Genomic DNA, 23,932 nt, shown 5'->3' with positions numbered 1-23,932 from the left:
GGCCGTTGACGTGTCGGCGCTCCGGGCTAACCTTGGGCGATGGGTCTCAATCTCCTAAAGCTTTGCGTCGGTTGCGACAGTGTCGAGGATCTCGAAGAGTGGATCGCCTTCCGTCTTGACGAGCGCCGCCGTGCCGGCGAACCAGCCGAACACTGGCACACCACCCGCATGATGCCGACACGTGGCGACGAGGTGACCGACGGCGGTTCGCTCTACTGGGTGATCAAGGGCAGCGTGCAGTGCCGCCAGTTAATCACGGAAATCCGGCCGTTCACCGATGACGACGGCATCGGCCGCTGCCATTTGATGCTCGATCCCGAGGTGGTGCGCACTGACTGGCAGCCGCGCCGCGCCTTCCAGGGCTGGCGTTACCTGAAGCCGGCGGACGCCCCGGCCGACCTCGGCAAGGGCAAGGCGGGATTGGTCGAGATGCCGCCGAAACTCAGGCGCGAGCTGGCCGACCTCGGCCTGCTCTAGGGCTTGAGCGAAGGAATGCCTGCTGCCGCGCCCGCGTTTTCTGGCCCTCAATCTTGCTCCGCCCTGGACTTGCAAGCGACGCGACAACGCCACATCTTGAAATCCATGCGCGATGAGGAACTGTCGACACAGGCCGCTGCCGGCCCGGTTAAAGGCCATGATTCTGGCGCAGGAAAAGTGTTGAAGGACATCACGCGGCTGTCCGAGCGGACAGGATCCCTGCGGGGCGGTGCAAAATGTTAGGCGCAATTATCATTGTGGTCGCGTTGTTGCTGGCGCTGCTGGGGGTAGCGACCGCCTTTCTCCGCGCGGATCCGGCTCAACTCGCAAGCGGAATGAGAAAATTGGGACCGATCCTGCTGGCGCTGGTCGGCGGCACCGTGCTCCTGGTCGGGCGCCAAGGCATCGGCGGCATCATCCTGTTCGTGGCAATCGCCTGGTACGGCGCCATGCATACCGGCCGGCCAAGGGCCAGGCCGGTTGCTGCAAAACGCTCAACCGTGCGGACGGCGGCACTTGAGATGGAACTCGATCACAATACTGGCGGCCTAGAAGGGTTGGTTCTGGCCGGCCGCCACGATGGCAAGATGCTTGGCTCGATGACCCTTGCGCAATTGCAGCATCTCTACCGCGAACTCTCCGGCGATCCGGAGAGTTCGCAGTTGCTAGAGACGTATCTTGACGGCAGGTTTCCCGTCTGGCGCAAATACGCTGAGACGAACGGTGGCGAAGGGCTGGGTATTGCGCCAAGTCCGGGCGCCATGACTAAGGAGGAGGCCTACAAGGTCCTTGGTCTTGAAGCGGGGGCCGCCGCGGCGGATGTCCGCAAGGCGCACCGCCGCCTGATGCAGCGCCTGCACCCCGATGTCGGCGGCACGTCTTTCCTGGCGGCGCGGATTAACGAAGCCAAGGACGTCTTGCTCTCCAATCACAACTAGTCTCCTTCGACGCAAAAATTTTCCGGGAGATATCTTCCACACAGTCCTATTGCTGGACGGCGTAGCACTCGATTTTCTTCTTCTTCAAAGCGGTGCAGGCCTTCCAGGCGGCATCCTTGGACCCAAAGCCGCCGAAGCGAGCGCGGTAGTAGGTGGCGCCGTCCTTGTCGAAAGCGACGGTGAAGCCGGAAGCGTCGGCCAGCACCTTGGGAGCCTGCTTGATGGTCTTGTCGAGGAAAGCCTGGGCTTCGGACTGCTTCGGCGAGGAGGCAACCTGGATGGCCCAGCCTGGCGGAACCGACGCGGTGTTGACCGGATCAACAACCGGGGTGGGCTCGGCATAGGCGGCCACGACCTGGGCGGTGGCGACCTTGGGAGCGGAGACGATGACCGTCTTTACCTTCTTTGCCGGGACAACCAGCTTGGGTGCCTCCGCCTCGGCTGTATCCTCGTCCTCACTGTCGCCCTGGGCAACGGTCGCGTCGTCGGCGACGGCCGTATCGGCTTCCGCCACGGCCACCGGCTTTTCGTCCGGGGTCGGCGCGTCATGCTTGGGGAGGAGAACCTTTGCAAGTGCGCTGATCGCATTGCTGTCCGCCTTGGCGACGAGGTCGCCGCCACCGCGGGTCGAGGCCCTCGGCAAATAGGTGTTGATCAGGCCTGCCATCTGGTTGTCGCGGCTGCCGCCCGACGTGCCGCCCATGACAACGGCGACCAGGCGGCGGTTGCCGTCATTGACGGACGAGACGAGATTGAAGCCGGAGGCGCGGGTATAGCCGGTCTTGATGCCGTCGACGCCCTTGATGCGTCCGAGCAGACGGTTATGGCCATTGATGCGCTGGCGACCGTAGAGAAAGGATCGCTGCGCGAAATAGCCGTAGTACTGGGGAAAATGTTCCCTGAGCGCAATGCCGAGCGTGGCCATGTCGCGCGCCGTGGTGAACTGTCCCGGATCCGGCAGGCCGTTGGCGTTGCGGAAGACCGTGCCGTTCATGCCGAGCTGCCGCGCCTTGGCCGTCATCATGCGGGCGAAGTTGGTTTCGTTGCCGCCGAGCATCTCGCCGAGCGCTGTCGCCGAGTCGTTGGCCGACTTCGTCACTATCGACAGGATCGCGGTCTCGACCGCCACCGATCCGCCCGGCTTCACGCCGAGCTTGGTCGGCGCCTCGGCTGACGCATGGGCCGAAAACACGACTGGCGAGTTTCTGCTGATCTTGCCCTTCGCCATCGCTTCGAAGGTCAGATAGAGCGTCATCATCTTGGTCAGCGAAGCGGGATAGCGCCGGCCATCGGCATTAGCCGAGTAAAGCACCTTGCCGGTTTTGGCATCGACGACGATGGCCGCGGATTTCGCCGCGAGCGACGAGGCGACGTCCGCGACGACGAATGTCATCGCCATGGCGAAGATCATAATCGTCTTAAGAGGGAACGCGGATTTGGAAACGATGCCCGACAACGCCTGACGCACTGGTAGTTCCTTTGAATTTCTCGTTGCGCTGGAGGCGGCAAAGGGATCCTGCCTCACTTCCGGCCAAGCTAGCGGGGCAGCGTTACCAATCCGTTTATGGTAACCGCCGCGTTCACCATTTTCCGGGAGTTTGAGCCTTCCTTTATTCGAATTTTAGCCATTGCCGCTGCCTGGAGGGTCGCGAGCCCCCGACTTCTTGACTTTTGTGCGCTGCACAATATATATTATGCATTGCACAACGGCGCTCGGGGCAGGGCGCGTCAACCGTCCAGGGAGAGTACGAAATGACCCAGACCTATGAGGACTTCAGCAAATACGGCAAGGAGTTCGCCGACACCGGATTGAAGAGCTTCGCCTCCTTGTCAAAGGGCGCGCAGGCGATCGCCACCGAGGCCGGCGAATACACCAAGAAGAGCTTCGAAGCCGGCAGCGTCGCGTGCGAGAAGCTGTTCTCGGCCAAGTCGCTGGACAAGGCGATCGAGATTCAATCCGACTATGCCAAGCAGTCCTACGAGGCGTTCGTCGCCGAGGCTACCAAGATCGGCGACCTCTATGCCGAACTCGCCAAGGAGGCCTACAAGCCGTTCGAATCGATCGTTGCCAAGGCAAAGTAATTTTCGCCCGAGAATTAAAGATCCGGCTCTTTGGGCGCAGGACAAACCCGGCCGTGGAAACGCGGCCGGGTTTTTTCATGCCAGCGCTTCTCGATTGCGAAAAACCGCCAGGTTGGTCACCTAGCCATATTGTCAGCTAACCAGAAGGGCTTAAAATCGTCCATCGAACACCTACATGTTGAACTCGCATGGGGATTCGAAAGAGGCAGGATTACGTGACGATCGGTTTGACTGCCACGAGACAAGTGGCGCGGATGCAAAACGGCGGCGGCGACGGCAATGAGGCCGGCCGCGGGACGGCCGTCATCACGCGCACCAAAACCAAAACCAAGAAGCCCAGCCTTTACCGGGTCCTCATCCTCAACGACGACTACACTCCGATGGAGTTCGTGGTTCATGTGCTGGAGCGTTTTTTCCAGAAGGACCGCGAAGCCGCCACACGCATCATGCTTCATGTTCACAATCATGGAGTGGGCGAGTGCGGGGTCTATACATTCGAGGTGGCCGAGACCAAAGTGTCTCAGGTCATGGATTTCGCCCGACAGAATCAGCATCCGCTGCAATGCGTGATGGAGAAGAAGTGAGGTAACATGCCGGCTTTCTCCCAAGGCCTGGAAAAGGCGCTTCACCAGGCGCTGACGCTCGCCAATGAGCGGCACCATGAATATGCAACCCTTGAACATTTGCTGCTCGCGCTCATCGACGACACCGAGGCGGCCGCCGTCATGCGCGCCTGCAACGTCGATCTCGACGAGCTGAAGCACACCGTTCTCACCTATATCGATACAGAGCTGGACAATCTGGTTACCGGCTACGACGAGGATTCCAAGCCGACCGCCGGCTTCCAGCGCGTCATCCAGCGCGCGGTGATCCATGTGCAGTCATCGGGTCGCGAGGAAGTGTCGGGGGCCAACGTGCTCGTGGCGATCTTCGCCGAGCGCGAAAGCCATGCCGCTTATTTCCTGCAAGAACAGCAAATGACCCGCTACGACGCGGTCAACTACATCTCGCACGGCATTGCCAAGCGTCCGGGCGCGTCGGAGAGCCGCAGCCCGCGCGGCGCCGATGACGAGCAGGGCGGCCCGAACGGCGCCGAGCCACAGGAGGAGGGCGGCAAGAAGAAGCAGCAGCAGGACGCGCTGACCGCTTATTGCGTCAACCTCAACAACAAGGCCAAGGCCGGCAAGATCGATCCGCTGATCGGCCGTGAAGGCGAGATCAACCGCACCATCCAGGTGCTGTGCCGCCGTTCCAAGAATAACCCGCTGTATGTCGGTGACCCCGGCGTCGGCAAGACGGCGATCGCCGAAGGGCTGGCCAAGCGCATCGTAGAGGGCGACGTGCCGGAAGTGCTGCACAATGCCACCATCTTCGCGCTCGACATGGGCACGCTGTTGGCCGGTACGCGCTATCGTGGCGATTTCGAGGAACGGCTGAAGCAGGTCGTCAAGGAACTCGAGGATTATCCGGGTGCCGTGCTGTTCATCGACGAGATCCATACGGTGATCGGCGCCGGCGCCACTTCGGGCGGCGCCATGGATGCGTCGAACCTGTTGAAGCCGGCGCTGTCTTCCGGTGCGATCCGCTGCATCGGTTCGACCACCTACAAGGAGTTCCGCCAGTTCTTCGAGAAGGACCGTGCCTTGGTGCGGCGCTTCCAGAAGATCGACGTCAACGAGCCGACCATCGAGGATGCTATCGAGATCATGAAGGGCCTGAAGCCCTATTATGAGGAATTCCACAAGGTGAAGTTCACCAACGAGGCGATCAAGGCCTCTGTGGAACTGTCGGCGCGCTACATCAACGACCGCAAGCTGCCGGACAAGGCGATCGACGTGATCGACGAGACCGGCGCCTCGCAGATGCTGGTGCCGGAAGCCAAGCGCAAGAAGACGATCGGCATCAAGGAGATCGAAGCGACGATCGCCACCATGGCGCGTATTCCGCCGAAGACGGTTTCGGCCGATGACGAGAAGGTGCTGCAGGGCCTGGATATTGAGCTCAAGCGCGTCGTCTACGGGCAGGACACCGCCATTACGGCCCTGACTTCGGCGATCAAGCTTGCACGGGCCGGCCTGCGCGAACCGGAAAAGCCGATCGGCTCGTACCTGTTCTCGGGCCCGACCGGCGTCGGGAAGACGGAGGTCGCCAAGCAGTTGGCCGCCTCGCTCGGGGTCGAACTGATCCGCTTCGACATGTCGGAATATATGGAACGCCACACCGTCTCGCGGCTGATCGGCGCGCCTCCCGGGTATGTCGGTTTCGACCAGGGCGGCCTTTTGACCGACGGCGTCGACCAGCATCCGCACTGCGTGCTGCTGCTGGACGAGGTCGAGAAGGCGCATCCGGACCTGTTCAACATCCTGTTGCAGGTGATGGACCACGGCAAGCTGACCGACCACAATGGCAAGCAGATCGACTTCCGCAATGTCATCCTGATCATGACGACCAATGCGGGCGCATCCGATGCGCAGCGCGCGGCGATCGGTTTCGGTTCGACCAAGCGCGAAGGCGACGATGTCGAGGCGATCAACCGGCTGTTCACGCCGGAATTCCGCAACCGTCTCGATGCGATCATCCCGTTCGGATCGCTGCCGGTGCCGGTGATCCATCAGGTGGTGCAGAAGTTCGTCATGCAGCTGGAAGCCCAGCTCTCCGAGCGTGGCGTTACCTTCGACCTGTCGCCGGACGCCATCGCCTGGCTTGCCGACAAGGGTTATGACGAACGCATGGGCGCGCGTCCGCTTGGCCGCGTCATCCAGGAGCACATCAAGAAGCCGCTGGCCGACGAGGTGCTGTTCGGCAAGCTGAAGAAGGGCGGCACGGTGCGCGTCACCGTCGAGAAGAAGGAAACCGGCGAGACCGGCCTGAAGCTCGAATCGCTCGCCGACGAGGCGCCGGTGAAGCCGAAGAAGGAAGAGCCGGAAGACGCGCCGAAGCCGCCCAAGGCGGTGGCCAAGAAGCCCGCGGCAAAGAAGGCCGTGGCGCAGAAGCCGGAGCCCAAGGGCAAGGACGGCGGCAAGCGTAGCCTTGTGCCTCAACTGCCCAGAAAAGGCTGAGGCCTGATAAAAAACTGGAAGAGAGCCCTGGGAACGGGGCTTTTTTCATTTGGGCGATGAGGTGGCGCGTGACCGGTCAAATCATCATTCTCAATGGCGCGCCGCGTTCAGGAAAGTCGAATATCGCGAGGGCCATCGGGGAAAGCTTTGATGGCCCGTGGATGAATCTGGGCGTCGACAGCTATGAGCAGATCACACCGCCGCGCTATCGTCCCGGAATAGGGCTGCGCCCTGGCGGCGAGCGGCCCGATCTCGAAGTTTTCGTGCCACGCTTCTACGCCGCCCTCTATGAGTCGATCGCGGCGCATAGCCGGATGGGGCTGAATGTGGTTGCGGATGTCGGCCATCACGACGCCTATTCGAAGCCGCTCGGCTGCCTCGTGGATTGCACGCGTCGTCTTGCTGGACTGCCGGTGCTGTTTGTCGGGGTTCGCTGTCCCATCGAAGTCATTCTCCAAAGGCGTGCGGCCAGCGCGGCGGGGAAGGGTTATGTCACCGGCACCCCAGGGGAACCCGCTCCTTTGCCCGTGCGCCTGTGGCAAGACGAGGTCCATCGGCCAGGCATATACGATCTGGAGGTCGACACGTCGCTGCTGAGCCCCACGCAGTGCGCGGAAGTAATCCGGGTCGGACTGATGCAACGCCCGCGGCCGAGTGCGATCGAACGGCTCACGCAAGCGGCCAAATGAAATGTCTTGAGTGCTGGGAAGACCGCGGGGGATCAGCTTCCCAGCGCGGCGCGTATTTTTTCGGCGTGCTGCGCCAGCACTTCAGGTTTTTCCATTGTGCCCGTGTGCGGCTTCAGCGGGATGCCGTTGAAACGCGGGATGACATGGACATGCAGGTGATAGACGGTCTGCCCGGATGCCGGCTCGTTGAACTGCATGACGGTGACGCCGTCGGCGTTGAGAGCTTTCCTGACGGCGCGTGCCACTTTCTGGACGGTTGAAAAAAGCGGACCGAATGTCGATGGGGCGGCGTCGAGCAGGTTGCGCGACGGCGCTTTCGGCACCACCAGCGTATGGCCGGGCCCTTGCGGCATCACATCCATGAAAGCCACGACGGCTTCGTCCTCGTAAACGCGATGCGAGGGGATCTCTCCGCGCAGGATCTTTGCGAAGATGTTGCCGGTATCGTAGGCGGCCTCAGTCATGGCGAACGCTCCGAAATGTGCCTTGCCGTCCGGTGTAGCGAAGCCGCCTGCGAGCAGCAAGGCGAAGCTGCGCCGCGATCAACCGAGGTCGCCAATATCCTTGCGGAACGGGGTATGTTCTTCCAGATATTCGCCCATCCGCTCCACTTCGCGCCGCTCGCGCCTGAGATAGTCGGCGACCGCGTTGCGCAGGCCAGGATGGGAAATATAGTGGGCGGAATGCATCGTCACCGGCCGGTAGCCGCGCGCCAGCTTGTGCTCGCCCTGCGCGCCTGCCTCGACCACCTTCAGCTTGCGTTCGATGGCGAAGTCGATGGCCTGATGATAGCAAACCTCGAAATGCAGGTAAGGGTGATCCTCGATGCAGCCCCAGTTGCGGCCGTAGAGGGCGTCGGAGCCGATGAAGTTGATGGCGCCGGCAATGTAGCGCCCGTTGCGCCTGGCCATCACCAGCAGGATGTCGTCCGCCATGCGTTCGCCGATCAGCGAGAAAAACTGGCGGTTCAGGTAGGGGCGGCCCCATTTGCGGTTGCCGGTGTCCATATAGAAAGCGAAGAAGTCGTCCCAGGCCTTTTCGGTCAGGTCCTTTCCCGTCAGCCAGTCGATCGAGATGCCATCGGCCAGCGCCTCGCGTCGTTCCTTCTTCATCGCCTTGCGTTTGCGTGAGGCAAGCGTGGCGAGGAAGTCGTCGTAGGTCGAAAAGCCTTCGTTGAAAAAATGGAATTGCTGGTCGGTGCGATGCAGGAAGCCCGCGGCTTCCAACGTCGCGACGTCGCTCTCCTGCGCGAAGGTGACATGCGCAGAGGACACGCCGAGCTTGTCGGTCACCATTTTGAGACCGGCGGCAAGCCCAGCCTTCACCGCGTCCTGATCCTCGCCTTTGCCGACCAGCAGGCGAGGGCCGGTGACGGGCGTGAACGGCACGGCACTTTGCAGTTTTGGATAGTAACGGCCGCCGGCGCGCTCGAAGGCATCCGACCAGCCGTGATCGAACACGTATTCGCCCTGACTGTGCGACTTGAGATAACAGGGAACGGCGCCGAGGAGCCTGCCTTGCGCGGTCTCCAGCCGCAAGTGATGACCTTGCCAGCCGGTGCGACGCACGGCACAGCCGGAATCCTCCAGAGCGCTCAAAAAAGCGTATGAAACGAGCGGGTTGTACTCCGCCCCTGTATCGGCACGCGTGGTTCCGGCAAAGCCGTTCCATTCGTCGCAGGTAAAGGCTCCGATGCCGGCGGCGATGCGGATCGAATAGTCCGCATTCGCCATTTGTCCGTCGCCGTCGTCACCCTGATCCATGAGGCTTATTTAAGCTCCATTCGGGCCGCTACAAGTCACGTTTCGGGCACCCTGCTCAGGCGACTTCGACCAGGTCGGGTTCGAACCCTTCGAATGTCATCTGGTCGGCATATCTAAAGGTCAGGTCGATCGCGGGCTGATCATGCACCGTCCAGGTGATGACAGGCATTTTCAGCCTTTCGCGCACGAAGCTGACAAACGGGTTCGGCAGATCGCCGGCGGCATAGGAGGTAAAGGCGAGTTCGTGCGCCAGCATGGAGAAATGTGCTTCGATCAGCTTGGCGTCCTTGCCATAGGCGGTCAACCCAGCCGGAATGCCGGGCGCGTGTTTGGGGAAATCGCGGATCAGCCAGTGATCGAACGACATGATCGCCGCCTTGCCCTTGTAGTGCTTGAGCATCTTGCCGACGCGCGCCACCAGGCCTTCGTCGCGACCGGGAGTTCCTTTCAGTTCGACGACCATGGGCACGCGACCATCGACGAGGTCGAGGGCTTCCTGCAACGTCGGCACGTGGTCCGCCGTGCCGCCAACCTTGAGCGCGGCAAGTTCGGCCGCGCTGCGTTGCCAGACGAAACCGTCCTGCCCGGTCAGCCGTTGCAAATCGTCATCATGGATGACGATGGGAACGCCATCCGACGACAGATGCACGTCGCATTCGATCGCGTAGCCGCGTTCGGCCGCGGCGGCGAAGGCGGAAAGCGTGTTTTCCCAGCGCGTCTTGTTCATGTCGTGAAAGCCGCGATGGGCAACCGGCCGGGCCGTCAGCCAGGAGAGGTCGTTCATGTCAGCACCTACACTCATTCGACTTCGAAGATCGCTTCGATTTCCACCGCGGCATTGAGCGGCAGGGAGGCGGTGCCGACGGCGGAGCGCGCGTGCTTGCCGCTTTCGCCGAGCGCGGCAACCAGGAAATCGGAGGCGCCGTTGGCGACCAGATGCTGCTCGACGAAGTCGGGGGCAGAGGCCACGAAGACGGTGATCTTCACCAGACGACGGATCTTCTCGAGGTCGCCAAGTGCTGCCTTGGCTTGCGCCAGGATGTTGATGGCGCAGTATTTCGCCGCGTCCTTGCCGCTTGCCGTGTTGACGTCGCGGCCGAGCAGGCCGCTTGCCTGCAGCTTGCCGTCCTTGAGCGGCAACTGACCAGCAGTGAACAGCAGGTTGCCGGTCCTGCAATAGGGCACGTAGTTGGCGGCGGGCGCGGCGGCAACAGGAAGCCTCACGCCGAGATCACTTAGCCGCTTTTCGATTGTTTCACTCATTGCTTTTCCCTATTGCTGGAAGGCGCCGCGCTGGCCGGGCCGAAATTGCTATTTTTGCCTCGCTTCCGCCACGACTTTTTTTAAGCTGGACCATCCTTCCCTGCGGCCTGCCATCAGCCGCGACGATCGGAGTACCTCATGCGCGCGACGCGCCTTGCATTCCACGCCGTTCTGTTGTCGGCGCTTTTGCCAACATTCTCCGCTGTCGCCGCACCGGCGCTGCAGGCGCATCGAGCCGTCTATGATCTCACGCTCAAGAAGGCGGATGATCGGTCCGGCATCACCGGCATCACCGGCCGCATGGTCTATGAGTTCAACGGCTCGGCCTGCGAAGGCTATACGGTGAAATTCCGTTTCGTCACCCAAATCGCCACCAATGACAACACGAAGCTGACCGACCAGCAGACGACGACTTTCGAGGATGCCGAAGGCAAGACCTTTTCGTTCGTGACCAAATCCTTTGTCGACCAGAACCTCGACAAGGAAGTCAAGGGTATGGCCACGAAAGACGCGAAGGGCCTCAAAGTCGACATCGATAAGCCGGAGAAGAACAGCCTCGAACTCGCTTCCACCCAGTTTCCGACCCAGCACCTGGTCGAACTGATCGGAAAGGCCGAAAAAGGCGAAAACTTCTATCAGACGAACCTGTTCGACGGGTCCGAGGACGCCAACAAGGTGATGACGACCACGGTTGTCGTCGGCAAGAAGAGCGAGGCCGACAAGGCGGATCCGGAAGCGCCGGCATTGGCGAAGCTTGCCACCGACAAATATTGGCCGGTCGACATCGCCTATTTCGACGACAGCGCCCAGAACGGCGAGGAAGTGCCGGAATACCGGATCAGCTTCAAGCTGCACGAGAACGGCATCACCCGTGATCTCGTCATGGATTATGGCGACTTCTCGATGACCGGCAAGCTGGTCAACCTGTCGCTGTTCGACCAGACAAAGCCTTGCCCAGTATCGAAATAGCAGAGGCGGGCAATTGAGCTAGCCGTGGCAGGCCTGATGGCAATCACTTGATGGCGGTCTATGTCGATGCGGCGATCTGGAAATGGGCCGGCCATCTCTGGTGCCATCTCCTGGCCGACGACACCGACGAGTTGCATCGCTTTGCGGCCGAACTCGGCATCAAGCGCTCGTCCTACCAGGGCCCGCCCAAGACATCCGCTCCGCACTATGACATAACCGGCTTCGAGCGCGACCGTGCGGTGCGGCTCGGCGCCATCGAGTGCAGCCGCGAGCAGATCGTCGCCATCTTCCGGCGCGTGCGGGTGCCCAACGGAAAGGCGAAGCGATGACACTAACGGCATTCCTGGCATATTGCGCCGCCGTGACGCTCGCCGCCGCCACGCCAGGGCCGGCAATGTTCGCGGTCATCACCAACGGCGTGTCGCGTGGGTTCCCGAGGGCCTTCATGGCCGGCCTTGGGGTCGCCGCCGGCGATGCCGTGCTCGTCACTCTGGCGCTGCTGGGGCTAGTGGCCCTGGCTCAGACCTTCGAATGGATCTTCCTCCTGTTGAAATATGCCGGCGCCGCCTATCTGATCTTTCTCGGCGTCAGGATGTGGCGGGCCTCGGCCGCGCAATCGAATGAGCCGCGGACGGGGCAGGCGAAATTGTCACGATCCTTCCTGCTCGGCGCGTCCATAGCGCTCGGAAACCCGAAGGCGATCCTGTTCCATGCCTCGATCATGCCGCTGATTCTCGACCTCGACACGATGACCTTTTTCGATGGCCTGCTGGTTGTGGCGACCGTCATCAGCGTCAATATCGTGACAATGGGGGTCTATGCCGCGCTCGCGGGCCGGGCTTCGGGCTGGTTCAGGACACCCAGGCGCATGCGGCTGATGAACAGGTTCGCCGGCAGCGCCATGATCGGCACCGGAGCGCTGATTGCCGCACGCTAGGCGTTAAAGCGCCGCCCCGCTTGCGTTTGTCGGACTTCCCCTCTATATGCGCGCTCATTCCACACACGGACTTTGGTGTCTGCCCGGGAGAAATCCGGCTGAGACCTCCGGTGGCGTTCGAGGACCTCGGTCCAAAAATGCCTGTGTCCGTGGAGGCTAACCGGAAAGGAACTTAGAATGGCACTGCCTGATTTCAGCATGCGCCAGCTTTTGGAAGCTGGCATTCACTTCGGCCACCAGACTCACCGCTGGAACCCGAAGATGGCGTCCTACATCTACGGCGCCCGCAACAACATCCACATCATCGACCTCTCGCAGACGGTGCCTTTGCTGCACCAGGCGCTGAAGCAGGTTTCCGACACCGTTGCCAAGGGCGGCCGCGTGCTGTTCGTCGGCACCAAGCGCCAGGCGTCGGACATCGTTGCCGATGCGGCACAGCGTTCGGCCCAATATTACGTCAACTCGCGTTGGCTCGGCGGCATGCTGACCAACTGGAAGACGATCTCGAACTCGATCCAGCGCCTGCGCAAGCTCGACGAGATGCTGGCCGGCGAAGCGCAAGGGTTGACCAAGAAGGAACGCCTGAACCTCGATCGCGAGCGCGAGAAGCTCGACAAGGCGCTCGGCGGTATCAAGGACATGGGCTCGACACCCGACCTGATGTTCGTGATCGACACCAACAAGGAGGCGATTGCCATCCTTGAGGCCAAGCGCCTGGGCATCCCGGTCGTCGCCATTATCGATTCGAACTGCGATCCGGACAAGATCGATTTCCCGATCCCCGGCAATGACGACGCGGCCCGCGCCATCCAGCTTTATTGCGATCTGATCGCCAAGGCCGCCATCGACGGCATCGCCCGTCAGCAGGGCGCGCTCGGCATGGATATCGGCGCTTCGGTCGAAGCTCCGGTCGAACCGGCGCTCGATCCGGCTCCGGCGTCGGAAGCCCCCGAGGCTTGATAATCGAGGGCCGGTTGCGGCCTTCATCTTTCTCATATTTTGGCACGCTAAACAGACGCACCATCGAATACCGATGGTGCGTCGGTGCATTTAAACAAAGAGGCGACAATGAGCATTTCGGCTGCACAGGTCAAAGAACTCCGCGACTTGACCGGCGCGGGCATGATGGACTGCAAGGCGGCGTTGAACGAAACGAACGGCAACTTGGAAGAGGCCGTCGACTGGCTGCGCAAGAAGGGTATCTCCAAGGCCGACAAGAAGGCCGGCCGCACTGCTGCCGAAGGTCTGATCGGCGTCGACAACGGTGTGCGTGAAGCTGCCGTCGTCGAGGTGAATTCCGAGACCGACTTCGTCGCCCGCAATGCCGCCTTCCAGGAAATCGTCGCCAACGTCGCCAAGGTGGCGCTTGCCTATGGCACGACCGAAACGGTCGCCGCCGCCAAATATCCGGGCTCCGACAAGTCGGTTACCGACACCATCAAGGACGCGGTCGGCACCATCGGCGAGAACATGGGCTTCCGCCGCTCGGCCAAGCTCACCGTTCCGCATGGCGCGGTTGCGACCTATGTGCACAACGCTGTTGCCGATGGGCTCGGCAAGCTCGGTGTGCTGGTCGCGATCGAGACCACGGGCAACGAGCATGCCGCCAATGCCTTTGGCCGCCAAGTCGCCATGCATGTCGCCGCCACCAACCCGATGGCGCTGACCGCCGAGCAGATCGATCCGGCCGCGGTCGAGCGCGAGAAGGCTATCTTCTCCGACCAGGCGCGCCAGTCCGGCAAGCCGGAAGCCATCATCGAAAAGATGGTCGAAGGTCGCCTGCGCAAGTTCTACGAGGAAGTCGTACTCCTGAAGCAGGCCTTCGTGCTCAATCCCGACATCACCGTCGAGCAGGCGCTTAAGGATGCCGAGAAGGAAATCGGCGCGCCGGCCAAGATCACAGCCTATCTGCGCTTCGCCCTTGGCGAGGGCATCGAGAAGGAAGAGACGGATTTCGCCGCGGAAGTCGCCGCTGCGGTCAAGAAGTAACTTCTTACCGACCCATTTCCCCTGTGTTTTTTCGGCCGGACGTCCGCGAGGATGCCCGGCCGATTTCGTTCGCGGTGTCGATAAAGGCCCTGAGTTTGGGCGCCATCGCCGCGCGACGCGGAAAGTAGAGGAAAAGGCCGGGTTCCTCGATCGCCGATTGCGGCAGAACCTGCACCAGGCGGCCGGCAGCGAGATCCGCGCGCGCCAGCGGCTCGAACATATAGGCAAGGCCCACTCCGGCGAGAGCCAGATCGATTGCCGCAAGCGAGTCCGTCACGACGGCCGTACCGCTGGTTTCCATGACCACGTCCTTGCCATCCCAGGTCAAATCCCAGCGGTAAAGGGCACCGGAGCGAACGAGACGGTATCCGATACAATTGTGGTTCGCGAGATCGGCCACGCTGCGCGGACGGCCATGTCGCCCGATATAGGCGGGCGAGGCGACGATAACGGCTTTGAAGGGCTGCGTCAGTCGGATGGCCACCATGTCCTGAGCGATCATCTCGCCGAGCCGGATGCCCGCGTCGAAACCTTCGCCGACGATGTCGACCAAACCTTGATCGGCAAAAATCTCGACCGTGATGTCGGGATAGCGCTCGGCCATTGCCGCCACGACCGGCGTCACCGCCAACGGGATTGCGATGTTGGAGGCGTTGATCCTGAGCAGCCCGGACGGCTTGCCCTTGACGCTGCGGATACGATCCATCCGCTCGGCGATATCCTGGAGGGCAGGGGCCGCCGTTTCCACCAGCGCCTTGCCGGCCTCGGTAAGCGAAACGCTGCGCGTCGTGCGCGCAAACAGCGGCTGGCCGATCCGCTCCTCGACGAGGCGCACTGCATGGCTGACCGCCGAAGGGCTCATGCCCAGTTCGGCCGCGGCAAGGGCAAAACCGCCGCGCCGGGCGACCGCGATGATGACGGGCAGATGGCTGAGCAGATCCCGATCCATTCATGAACCATATCGCATGGTCTTTGCGGACAATGCAATCTTATCGACGCCCAGGCAGAGGTCCACATTGTCTCCAACACATCGGCGATTGGCTGATGGCATCGAGGAGAAGAGACATGAATGCCTTGAAACACGTTACCTTCGCCGCTGACCTTGCCTTGGCGCCGCTCGACGCTGGCGGGGCCGAACCGGTGGGCTGGCAGGCGCTTGCCGATGACCACGCCGTCATCCGCATCGTCGATGCCATCGACCGCGCCGTCGACGCGCAGGACTGGAAACGTGCGCGCAGCTATTTCGCGGAACGGGTAACCGCCGACTTCAGCAGCCTGTCCGGGCAGCCCGCGGCCAACATCGCCTCCGACGATCTGATCGGCGCGTGGGCCGGCAATCTCAAAGGCAGCAAGACCAGCCTGCATCTGCGCACCAATCACCTGGTCGTCCTTGAAGCGGACACGGCGACCGTTGTGTCGAACGGCTATGCCTGGAACCGGATGGAGGGCAATGGCGACCCGCTCTGGGAGGTCTGGGGCACGTATGAGCATCACCTCACGCGCTCCGCGGCTGGCTGGAAGGTCGATGGCTTCACCTTCCGCATGACGCATGAGCGCGGCAATCCCTGGGTCAAGGCGACGCCTGGCCAATGACGCCCGCATCAACCGGACCAAGATCGGAAAAGACAATGACGATGAGCTACTACACACTCGGCAACAGCGGCCTGCGCGTCAGCCGGCTGGCACTGGGCACGATGACTTTCGGGACGGAATGGGGCTGGGGCGCGGACCGGGATACGGCGCGCGCGATGTTCGACGCCTATGTCGAGGCCGGGGGCAATTTCTTCGACACCGCCGACCTTTACACCGGCGGCACGGCCGAGACTTGGCTCGGTGAATTCGTGGCCGAGCGGGGCTTGCGCGACAAGGCGGTGATCGCCACCAAATTTACCATGAACTCGAACGCCGGCAATCCGAACGCCGGCGGCAATGGCCGCAAGAACATCATGCGTGCCGTCGACGCATCGCTGAAGCGGCTGGGCACCGACTATATCGATCTCTATCTCATGCATATCTGGGACCGGCTGACGCCGGCCGAAGAAGTGCTGCGTACGCTCGACGATCTGGTTCGGGTAGGCAAAATACGTCACATCGGCCTGTCCGATGTGCCGGCCTGGTATGCCGGGCGGGCGCAGGCGATCGCGGAACTGCGCGGCTATGAGCCGATCTCGGCGTTGCAGCTTGAATACTCCCTGGCGGAGCGTGCCATCGAGCATGAATTCGTGCCGTTCGGGACACGCCATGGCGCCGGCATCATGGTCTGGAGCCCGCTGGCAAGCGGACTGCTAAGTGGCAAATACCGCCCGGTGCGGGCAGGCAATGCCGGCCGGCTCGACGGCTTCCGCAACACCACCCATCCAGGTTTCCAGAAATTCAGCGAGCACAACTGGGCTGTCGTGGCGGAGCTGGAAAAAGTCGCCGCCGAACTTGGCCGCGGCATGGCTCAGGTCGCGCTGAACTGGGTGGCGACTCAGCCAGGAGTAGCCACCGTCATTCTCGGAGCAACGCGGCTTTCGCAGTTGCAGGATAATCTTGCGGCGCTCGATTTCTCCATACCGCCCGCGCTTCGCCAGCGCCTGGACAAGGTGAGCGGCACGCCGGCGCCGTTCCCGCATTCTTATTTCGGTCCCGAGATCCAGGTCCGTGTCGCGGGCGGTGTCGTGACCGGCGACAAGCCGTCAGGCTACGCATTGCAGGTCGTGGTCGAAGGCGAGGCGGTTGCCATCAGCAGCAACTGATCCAGAAAGCCTGGAATTTTGCACAAGGGCGCGGCGTGACATCGCCGCGCCCTTCGTGTATCGGGTCAACCCGTCATGACAGCACCGCCGGGCGAAGCAGGGGGCGTTTTCGCCTTCAGAGCTTGCCACGCCGGAATTTCGAGGAACCAGATGACGGTCAAGCCCCGCTACCGACGTGTTCTGCTGAAAGCTTCGGGCGAAGCGTTGATGGGCGAACAGCATTTCGGCATCGACGTCTCGGTCGTCGACCGCATCGCCGGCGACATTGCCGAAGCCCGTGCGCTGGGCATCGAGGTGGGTGTCGTTATCGGCGGCGGCAATATCTTTCGCGGCGTGGCCGTCGCCTCCAAGGGAGGCGACCGCGTTACCGGCGATCACATGGGCATGCTTGCCACGGTCATCAATTCGCTGGCGTTGCGCACGTCGCTGAACAAGATCGGTGTCGATGCCGTCGTGCTGTCCGCAATTGCCATGCCCGAGCTTTGCGAGAGTTTTTCGCAGCGCCAGGCAACCGCCTACATGAACCAGGGCAAGGTGGTGATCTTCGCCGGCGGCACTGGCAATCCGTTCTTCACCACTGATTCGGCGGCGGCACTTCGCGCGGCCGAAATCGGCGCCGATGCGCTGTTCAAGGGTACCCAGGTCGACGGCGTCTATTCGGCCGACCCGAAAAAGGACCCGAATGCGGCGCGTTTCGAGCGCATCAGCCACGCCGAAGTCATAAATCGCGGCCTTTCCATCATGGATACCGCTGCGATTGCACTTGCGCGCGAAAACAACATTCCGATAATCGTCTATTCGATCCACGAAAAGGGTGGTTTCGGCGATATTCTGAGGGGCGGCGGCCGCTGCACGGTCGTCGCGGACGAATGATCGGGGCCGATCCCTGGAAGGGGAAACCGGCTTTCGAAAATCAGGCTCGAACACGGGGCCTTGCCCCGAAGCAGTGAACCCGCGGCAGACGGGTCGAGGAGACTAAGATGAGTGGTGAGTACGACGATCTGAAGCGGCGCATGGACGGGGCCATCGCCGCGTTCAAGCATGACCTGGCTTCGCTGCGGACCGGTCGCGCCTCCAGCAATCTGCTCGATGCGATCCAGGTGCAGGCCTATGGCACCACCATGCCGATCAACCAAGTGGCCAATGTTTCGGTGCCGGAGCCGCGTATGATCTCGGTCTCGGTCTGGGACAAATCGATGGTCGGCGCGGTCGACCGCGCGATCCGGGAATCCAATCTGGGCTTCAACCCGATCGTCGATGGCACCAATCTGAGGATTCCGCTGCCGGAGCTCAACGAACAGCGCCGCAAGGAACTGGTCAAGATCTCGCATGGCTACGCAGAGAACGCCCGTGTCGCCGCGCGCCATGTGCGCCGTGACGGCATGGATTTCCTGAAAAAGGCGGAGAAGGACGGCGACATCAGCGAGGACGATCAGCGCAAGCGTTCCGACCAGGTCCAGAAACTTACCGACGAAACCATCAGCACCATTGATCATCTGCTTTCCGACAAGGAAGCTGAAATCATGCAGGTTTAGGGTTGGCCCTTGGCTGACCCGAAAGCGAGATCATGACAACGCCCGCGCATGTCGCGATCATCATGGATGGAAATGGACGCTGGGCCAAGGCGCGCGGTATGCCGAGGCTCGCCGGTCATCGCGCCGGCGTCGAGGCCCTGCGCAAGGCGGTGCGCGCCGCCCCGGGTCTCGGCATCTCCTTCCTGACCGTCTACGCTTTCTCATCGGAGAACTGGTCGCGGCCGAAGTCCGAGGTCAGCGACCTTATGGGTCTGTTGAAGCTGTTCATCCGTCGCGACCTTGCCGAGCTGCACCAGAGCGGCGTACGGATCAGGATCATCGGCGACCGCACAGGGCTGCAGGCCGACATCAGGGGGCTGCTCGACGAGGCCGAATCGCTGACGATCCACAACACCTCGCTGACGCTGGTGATCGCCTTCAATTACGGCGGGCGCGACGAGATCGTCCGCACGGCACGCAAGCTTGCCGCGGCCGTGGCGCGCGGCGAAATGGACAGCGAGGCGATATCGGCTGAAAGCTTTGCCGGCTCTCTTGACACGCAAGGCATTCCCGATCCGGAGCTGGTCATCCGCACATCAGGCGAACTGCGCCTGTCCAACTTCCTCTTGTGGCAGGCCGCATACAGCGAGCTCGTCTTCCTGCCGTGCTACTGGCCGGATTTCAACCGCGAGCATCTCGCCGAGGCGTTGCGCGAATATGCCCGCCGCGAGCGCCGCTTCGGCGGACTGGCCCCGCAGGACGTCGCTTCGCGACCGGCCGCGGGATGAGCAACCTTCAGCTGCGCGTCATTTCGGCCGTCGTGCTGGCCATTGTCGCCCTCGGCCTGACCTGGCTCGGCGGCCTGCCGTTCCGGCTGCTGTGCGCCGTCATGGCGGCAATGATCTTTTACGAGTGGACACGTATGTCGCGGCCCGCCGCGGCCGACGGGCTTGGTTTTCTGCCGGAAGCGCTGATGGTCATTTTCGTCGGCGCCTTGCTTGCCGGCCTTCCCGCACGGTGGCTGCTGCCGCTCGTCGTGATTCTGGTTGCGACAGCCGCGATCACCGCTGGAGTTCGCAAAATCGGCCAGTGGGACGCCGGCGGCCTTGCCTATGCCTGCATGTCCGGTCTGTCGCTTGCCCTGCTGCGGGACGGCGACCATTCGGGCCTCGTCGCCATCCTGTTCCTGTTCGCGGTCGTCTGGGCAACCGACATTTTTGCCTATTTCGTCGGGCGCGCCGTCGGCGGGCCTAAACTGGCGCCTTCGATCTCGCCCGGCAAGACCCGCAGCGGCGCCCTCGGCGGGGCGGTCGGTGGTGTCGTCGCGGGGCTTCTGCTTGCCGCCTTCGCCGGCGCCGGCAACCTGGCGTTGCTGGGTGTTGTGGCGCTGGTGCTGTCGATTGTCGCCCAAGCCGGCGACCTCTTCGAATCCTGGGTCAAGCGGCGACACGGCCGCAAGGATTCTGGCGTGCTCATCCCTGGCCATGGCGGCATCATGGACCGTGTCGACGGGCTTGTCGCGGCCGCTCTTGCCCTATACGTCATCGGCTGGATCGCGGCGGGCGCCGAGCATCCGGCACAAGGGCTGTTTCCCATTTGAACGGTGTCATTCCACGATCTGGCGCGGGCGCCTTGGATTCGCCTGTATTGATGTCACAGTCACCCAGCGACGCGGAAGAACTTGAGGGCCTGAATTGAACGAGATTCTTCACGCGATTTTCAGCACGGAAGGCCTCTTTCTCGGCACGCTCGTGCCGTTTCTCTTCGTTCTGACCGTCGTGGTGTTCGTTCACGAGATGGGCCACTATCTTGTCGGCCGCTGGTGCGGCATCGGGGTCAGGGCCTTCTCCATCGGCTTCGGTCCGGAGCTCATCGGCTTCAACGACAGGCATGGTACGCGCTGGAAGCTTTGCGCCATACCGCTCGGCGGCTATGTGAAGTTTGTCGGCGACATGAACGCCACCTCCAGCCAGCCGACATCGGAAGAACTCGAAACGCTGACCGACGAGGAACGCAAGGTTGCCTTCCACACCCAGGCGATCTGGAAGCGCGCGGCAACGGTGGTGGCCGGGCCGCTGTTCAACTTCCTGCTGACGATCGTCGTCTTTTCCGTGCTGTTTGCCGCCTATGGGCGTTACGTCGCGGAGCCCATGGTCGCGGAGGTTACAACAGACAGTCCCGCGGCCAAGGCCGGCATCTTGCCTGGCGATCGATTCGTCAGCGTTGACGGCAGCAAGGTCGAAACCTTCGGCGACGTGCAGCGGCTGGTCTCGGGCCGCGCCGGCGACACCATCACCTTCGTCATGCTGCGCGGCGGCAAGGAGGTCACGGTGACCGCGTCGCCGCGGCTGATGGAGCAGGAGGACGCGCTCGGCAACAAGGTCAAGGTCGCCGTGATCGGCGTCGTCAACAACAAGGAACTCGGTCAGCCCCGCCTCATAACCTACACCCCGGTCGGAGCCGTCGCGGCGGCCGTTGAGGAAACGGGCCACGTCATCGAGCGCACCGGACAGTTCCTGCAGCGCTTCGCCGTCGGGCGCGAGGACAAGTGCCAGTTGGGTGGCCCGGTCAAGATCGCCGACATGGCCGGCAAGGCGGCCAAACTCGGTTTCGAATGGCTGGTGCAGCTCGTCGCGCTGCTGTCCGTGGGGATAGGCATTCTAAACCTTTTGCCGATTCCCCCCCTCGACGGCGGCCATCTGTTGTTCTACGGGGTGGAGGCCGTCATCCGCCGGCCGGTGTCGGAACGGATGATGGAAATGGCCTATCGGGCCGGTCTGCTTCTGGTGCTGTGCTTCATGGGGTTCGTGTTCTGGAACGATCTCTTTGGATGCTGAAATCATGAAGGAATTTGGCCTGAGCATGGCGAATGTTGAGACGCCGTTTACCATGCATGGGGATATGAGTGACGCGAAAGCCACGCAACAGGGTTAAGTAAATACAAATTAACCAGAAGCCTTGCGTGTAGGGAAAATCCGGTTAATACGGTAGGGGAAATGACCGCACGTCCGGTTTTCTCGCCGTGGGGACTACGAGAAAAGGTTATTAAGCCCGATGAAGGCAGCATCCAAGTTTCTAAACGCCGCGTCAGCGGCGGCACTGTCCGCCGCTCTGGTCGTACCAGGTGCGCTCGCAGTGCAGTTCGTTGCCACATCGGCGGCCGAAGCCGCTGTCGTAAGCAGGGTGGAGGTGAGCGGCAACCAGCGTGTCGACGCCGACACCATCCGCAACTACATCACCATCAAGCCCGGCAAGGCCTTCTCCAGCTCCGATGTCGATAGCGCGGTCAAGGCGCTGTTCGGCACCGGCCTGTTCTCGGATGTCCAGATCAACCAGGTCGGCTCGACCCTGGTGGTCAAGGTTTCGGAATACAAGGTTGTCAATCAGGTGCTGTTCCAGGGCAACAAGAAGCTCAAGGACAACGCGCTTCAGGCAGCGGTTCAGCTGAAGCCCCGCGGCACGTTCTCTCAGGCTACGCTCGATTCGGATGTCGAGGCGGTCAAGGCCGCCTACAGGCGCATCGGCCGTGACGATGCCGGCGTGACCACACAGATCATGGAGCTCGGCGACAACCGCGTGAACGTGGTCTTCCACGTTACCGAAGGCGATCGCACACAGATCGCGGCAATCAATTTCGTCGGCAACAGCGCCTATTCCAGCCGCCGCCTGTCTGATGTGATCAACACCAAGCGCTCGTCCTGGGTCTCGTTCATCCTGCGCGACGACGTCTACGACGAAGACAAGCTGCGCGCCGACCAGGAGCTGCTGCGCCGCTTCTATTACAATCACGGTTATGCCGACTTCCAGGTCGTGTCCGCCGTCGGCGAGCTCGACAATGCGACCAACAAATACACGGTCACCATCACCGTCCAGGAAGGCGAGCGCTATAATTTCGGCGACATCAGCGTCGAAAGCACGATCCCGGAAGTCGACTCCAAGTCGCTGGAATCGGTGGTCGAAACCCGCAAGGGCGATGTCTACAACGCCAAGAACGTCGAAGACTCCATCATTGCGCTGACGGAGAAGGTGGCTGGTTCCGGCTATGCTTTCGCCCAGGTGACACCGCGCGGCGACCGCAATTTCGAGAACCATACGATTTCGGTGGTCTACACCGTCGACCAGGGCACCAAGGCCTATGTCGAGCGCATCGAGATCCGCGGCAACGACCGCACGCGTGACTACGTCATTCGCCGCGAATTCGATGTCAGCGAAGGCGATGCGTTCAACCAAGTGCTCATTCAGCGCGCGAAGAAGCGCCTGGAAAACTTGAATTATTTTGACAAAGTCGAGATTTCGACTGTGCCCGGCTCGGCCCCTGACCAAGTCGTGCTTGTGGTCGACGTGGTCGAGAAGTCGACGGGTGAATTCTCGGTTGGCGCCGGCTATTCGACTGGTGGCGATTCGGCTGGACCGTCTGTTGAAGGATCGATCACAGAGCGCAACTTCCTCGGCCGCGGCCAGTTCATTAAAGTGTCGGCCGGCGGCGGCAAGAACTCGCGCGACTACAGCCTGTCCTTCACCGAGCCCTATTTCCTCGGGCGGCGCATCGCCGCCGGCTTCGACATTTTCAAGTCGACGCGGCAATACAAAAACAATTACGACAGCGACACGACCGGCGCGACGATCCGCTTCGGACTGCCGATCACCAACAGCATCACCACCCAGTTGGCGTACAACATCTCGCAAGAGAAGTATAAGGTCGACGACGATTGCGGTGCTACCAGCGTTGGAGATCCGGATGGACCTAACTGCACGATTTCACCGGCTATCTTGGATGGTATCGCGCAAAGTCCATGGATCAAGTCGTCGATCAGCCTGGGGCTGGTCTACAACACCATTGACGATATGAAGAACCCACATGAAGGCATCTATGCCAATACGACGGTCGAGATGGCTGGTCTTGGTGGTGATGCAAAGTTCGTGAAGATTACCGGGCGTGGCAGCATCTACCAGACGCTGTCGGAGCAGCTTGACCTTGTCGGGCTGATCTCGGCCGGCGCAGGGCATGTGGAGGCTTATGGCGGCGACGGCAATCTGCGAATCTTCGATCAATTCCAGAGCACCGACCGCATGATCCGCGGCTTTGCGTATAATGGCATTGGTCCGGTTGACCCAACTACGGGTGACCATCTGGGAGGTGTGACCTATTTCAACGCCTCGGCCGAAGCGCAGTTCCCGTTGCCGGTCATTCCCGAGAGCTTCGGCCTGCGCGGTGCGGTGTTCGCCGACGCTGCAACACTATACGGTAGCAAGATCAATCAACATCTTGGGGCAGATCCCGCCCCCGACATAACCATCGCGAGCACCGGCATGAAGTTGCGCGCCTCGGTTGGTCTCGGCCTTATGTGGGCTTCACCGTTTGGTCCGATCCGTATCGACTATGCAATCCCGGTCAGGAAGGAAGCGAGCGACGACGTGCAGGAATTCAACTTCGGCATATCGACCCGCTTCTGATCGGCGGCCAACGATGCTCCCGGGTTTTTGGACCCGGGGGAAATGTTCCGACCTAGCTGG

The 23,932-nt window shown here is 61.8% G+C and carries 25 protein-coding genes; 19 read left to right on the top strand and 6 right to left on the bottom strand.

What is annotated here, in order from left to right; translation table 11 throughout:
* Positions 1-39: 39 nt before the first annotated feature.
* Positions 40-477 (top strand): DUF1489 family protein, encoded by a 438-nt coding sequence (locus tag AC3CB8_RS20345; RefSeq protein WP_023773832.1) that lies wholly within the window; start codon positions 40-42, stop codon positions 475-477.
* Between the two features lie 236 nt (positions 478-713).
* Positions 714-1,415 carry a DnaJ domain-containing protein gene (locus AC3CB8_RS20340; RefSeq protein ID WP_352565360.1) on the top strand — a complete coding sequence of 234 codons (702 nt, stop codon included), beginning with the start codon at positions 714-716 and terminating at the stop codon, positions 1,413-1,415.
* 46 nt (positions 1,416-1,461) lie between these two features.
* Here AC3CB8_RS20340 and AC3CB8_RS20335 read toward each other — a convergent pair whose 3' ends face one another.
* Entirely contained in the window at positions 1,462-2,883 is a 1,422-nt protein-coding gene (locus AC3CB8_RS20335) for an SPOR domain-containing protein (protein WP_352565361.1), read from the bottom strand.
* Between the two features lie 284 nt (positions 2,884-3,167).
* Here AC3CB8_RS20335 and AC3CB8_RS20330 point away from each other — a divergent pair, with 284 nt between their 5' ends.
* From AC3CB8_RS20330 to AC3CB8_RS20315, 4 genes are all read left to right on the top strand, one after another.
* A complete protein-coding gene (locus AC3CB8_RS20330) occupies positions 3,168-3,497 on the top strand; it encodes a phasin family protein (RefSeq protein WP_015317766.1) in 330 nt (109 codons plus the stop codon).
* Between the two features lie 254 nt (positions 3,498-3,751).
* Entirely contained in the window at positions 3,752-4,081 is a 330-nt protein-coding gene (clpS, locus tag AC3CB8_RS20325; protein ID WP_010909565.1) for an ATP-dependent Clp protease adapter ClpS, read from the top strand.
* 6 nt (positions 4,082-4,087) lie between these two features.
* Positions 4,088-6,556, top strand: coding sequence for an ATP-dependent Clp protease ATP-binding subunit ClpA (gene clpA / locus AC3CB8_RS20320; protein ID WP_023773829.1), 2,469 nt, complete (start codon positions 4,088-4,090; stop codon positions 6,554-6,556).
* Positions 6,557-6,624: 68 nt separating this feature from the next.
* The gene (locus tag AC3CB8_RS20315; protein ID WP_352565362.1) at positions 6,625-7,245 is read left to right on the top strand and encodes a chloramphenicol phosphotransferase CPT family protein; all 621 of its coding nucleotides are present in this window, start codon (positions 6,625-6,627) and stop codon (positions 7,243-7,245) included.
* Between the two features lie 32 nt (positions 7,246-7,277).
* On the opposite strand, the gene AC3CB8_RS20310 is transcribed toward AC3CB8_RS20315, so the two are convergent.
* The 4 genes from AC3CB8_RS20310 to AC3CB8_RS20295 form a co-directional block, all read right to left on the bottom strand.
* Positions 7,278-7,709, bottom strand: coding sequence for an HIT family protein (locus AC3CB8_RS20310; RefSeq protein WP_352549415.1), 432 nt, complete (start codon positions 7,707-7,709; stop codon positions 7,278-7,280).
* A gap of 78 nt (positions 7,710-7,787) precedes the next feature.
* A complete protein-coding gene (locus AC3CB8_RS20305; protein WP_023773826.1) occupies positions 7,788-9,008 on the bottom strand; it encodes a GNAT family N-acetyltransferase in 1,221 nt (406 codons plus the stop codon).
* Positions 9,009-9,063: 55 nt separating this feature from the next.
* Positions 9,064-9,792: a glycerophosphodiester phosphodiesterase gene (locus tag AC3CB8_RS20300; protein WP_352565364.1), complete on the bottom strand. Its 729-nt coding sequence runs from the start codon at positions 9,790-9,792 to the stop codon at positions 9,064-9,066.
* 14 nt (positions 9,793-9,806) lie between these two features.
* Positions 9,807-10,271, bottom strand: a complete 465-nt coding sequence (locus tag AC3CB8_RS20295) for a RidA family protein (RefSeq protein ID WP_352565366.1) — start codon at positions 10,269-10,271, stop codon at positions 9,807-9,809.
* A 138-nt stretch (positions 10,272-10,409) separates the two neighbouring features.
* On the opposite strand from AC3CB8_RS20295, the gene AC3CB8_RS20290 reads away from it, so the two are divergent.
* The 5 genes from AC3CB8_RS20290 (at position 10,410) to tsf (ending at position 14,166) form a co-directional block, all read left to right on the top strand.
* Positions 10,410-11,240 (top strand): cell envelope integrity EipB family protein, encoded by an 831-nt coding sequence (locus tag AC3CB8_RS20290; RefSeq protein ID WP_023773823.1) that lies wholly within the window; start codon positions 10,410-10,412, stop codon positions 11,238-11,240.
* A 50-nt stretch (positions 11,241-11,290) separates the two neighbouring features.
* Entirely contained in the window at positions 11,291-11,569 is a 279-nt protein-coding gene (locus tag AC3CB8_RS20285) for a DUF4031 domain-containing protein (protein WP_023773822.1), read from the top strand.
* On the top strand, positions 11,566-12,177 hold the full coding sequence (locus tag AC3CB8_RS20280) for a LysE family translocator (protein ID WP_352549420.1): 612 nt from the start codon (positions 11,566-11,568) through the stop codon (positions 12,175-12,177). The genes AC3CB8_RS20285 and AC3CB8_RS20280 overlap by 4 nt, the downstream gene beginning before the upstream one ends.
* A gap of 177 nt (positions 12,178-12,354) precedes the next feature.
* Positions 12,355-13,137: a 30S ribosomal protein S2 gene (gene rpsB / locus AC3CB8_RS20275; RefSeq protein ID WP_015317778.1), complete on the top strand. Its 783-nt coding sequence runs from the start codon at positions 12,355-12,357 to the stop codon at positions 13,135-13,137.
* A gap of 108 nt (positions 13,138-13,245) precedes the next feature.
* A complete protein-coding gene (gene tsf / locus AC3CB8_RS20270) occupies positions 13,246-14,166 on the top strand; it encodes a translation elongation factor Ts (RefSeq protein WP_023784029.1) in 921 nt (306 codons plus the stop codon).
* Positions 14,167-14,170: 4 nt separating this feature from the next.
* Here tsf and AC3CB8_RS20265 read toward each other — a convergent pair whose 3' ends face one another.
* Complete coding sequence (locus tag AC3CB8_RS20265; protein WP_352565368.1) at positions 14,171-15,115, bottom strand: LysR family transcriptional regulator; 945 nt, start codon at positions 15,113-15,115, stop codon at positions 14,171-14,173.
* A 116-nt stretch (positions 15,116-15,231) separates the two neighbouring features.
* Here AC3CB8_RS20265 and AC3CB8_RS20260 point away from each other — a divergent pair, with 116 nt between their 5' ends.
* The 8 genes from AC3CB8_RS20260 to bamA all read left to right on the top strand — a co-directional run bounded on the left by AC3CB8_RS20260 (position 15,232) and on the right by bamA (position 23,872).
* The gene (locus AC3CB8_RS20260; protein ID WP_352565370.1) at positions 15,232-15,759 is read left to right on the top strand and encodes a nuclear transport factor 2 family protein; all 528 of its coding nucleotides are present in this window, start codon (positions 15,232-15,234) and stop codon (positions 15,757-15,759) included.
* Between the two features lie 35 nt (positions 15,760-15,794).
* The gene (locus AC3CB8_RS20255) at positions 15,795-16,904 is read left to right on the top strand and encodes an aldo/keto reductase (protein WP_352565372.1); all 1,110 of its coding nucleotides are present in this window, start codon (positions 15,795-15,797) and stop codon (positions 16,902-16,904) included.
* Between the two features lie 150 nt (positions 16,905-17,054).
* A complete protein-coding gene (pyrH, locus tag AC3CB8_RS20250; protein ID WP_023784032.1) occupies positions 17,055-17,777 on the top strand; it encodes a UMP kinase in 723 nt (240 codons plus the stop codon).
* Positions 17,778-17,884: 107 nt separating this feature from the next.
* Entirely contained in the window at positions 17,885-18,439 is a 555-nt protein-coding gene (frr, locus tag AC3CB8_RS20245; RefSeq protein ID WP_015317784.1) for a ribosome recycling factor, read from the top strand.
* Between the two features lie 32 nt (positions 18,440-18,471).
* On the top strand, positions 18,472-19,206 hold the full coding sequence (locus AC3CB8_RS20240; RefSeq protein ID WP_352565619.1) for an isoprenyl transferase: 735 nt from the start codon (positions 18,472-18,474) through the stop codon (positions 19,204-19,206).
* Entirely contained in the window at positions 19,203-20,018 is an 816-nt protein-coding gene (locus AC3CB8_RS20235; RefSeq protein WP_352565617.1) for a phosphatidate cytidylyltransferase, read from the top strand. The genes AC3CB8_RS20240 and AC3CB8_RS20235 overlap by 4 nt, the downstream gene beginning before the upstream one ends.
* 94 nt (positions 20,019-20,112) lie before the next feature.
* Positions 20,113-21,255 carry an RIP metalloprotease RseP gene (gene rseP, locus AC3CB8_RS20230; protein ID WP_023784034.1) on the top strand — a complete coding sequence of 381 codons (1,143 nt, stop codon included), beginning with the start codon at positions 20,113-20,115 and terminating at the stop codon, positions 21,253-21,255.
* Between the two features lie 217 nt (positions 21,256-21,472).
* Positions 21,473-23,872 (top strand): outer membrane protein assembly factor BamA, encoded by a 2,400-nt coding sequence (gene bamA / locus AC3CB8_RS20225; RefSeq protein ID WP_023773811.1) that lies wholly within the window; start codon positions 21,473-21,475, stop codon positions 23,870-23,872.
* Positions 23,873-23,932: the final 60 nt, after the last annotated feature.

The sequence above is a fragment of the Mesorhizobium sp. P160927 genome, assembly GCF_057766385.1.
This window is presented reverse-complemented; position numbering and strand designations above follow the sequence as displayed.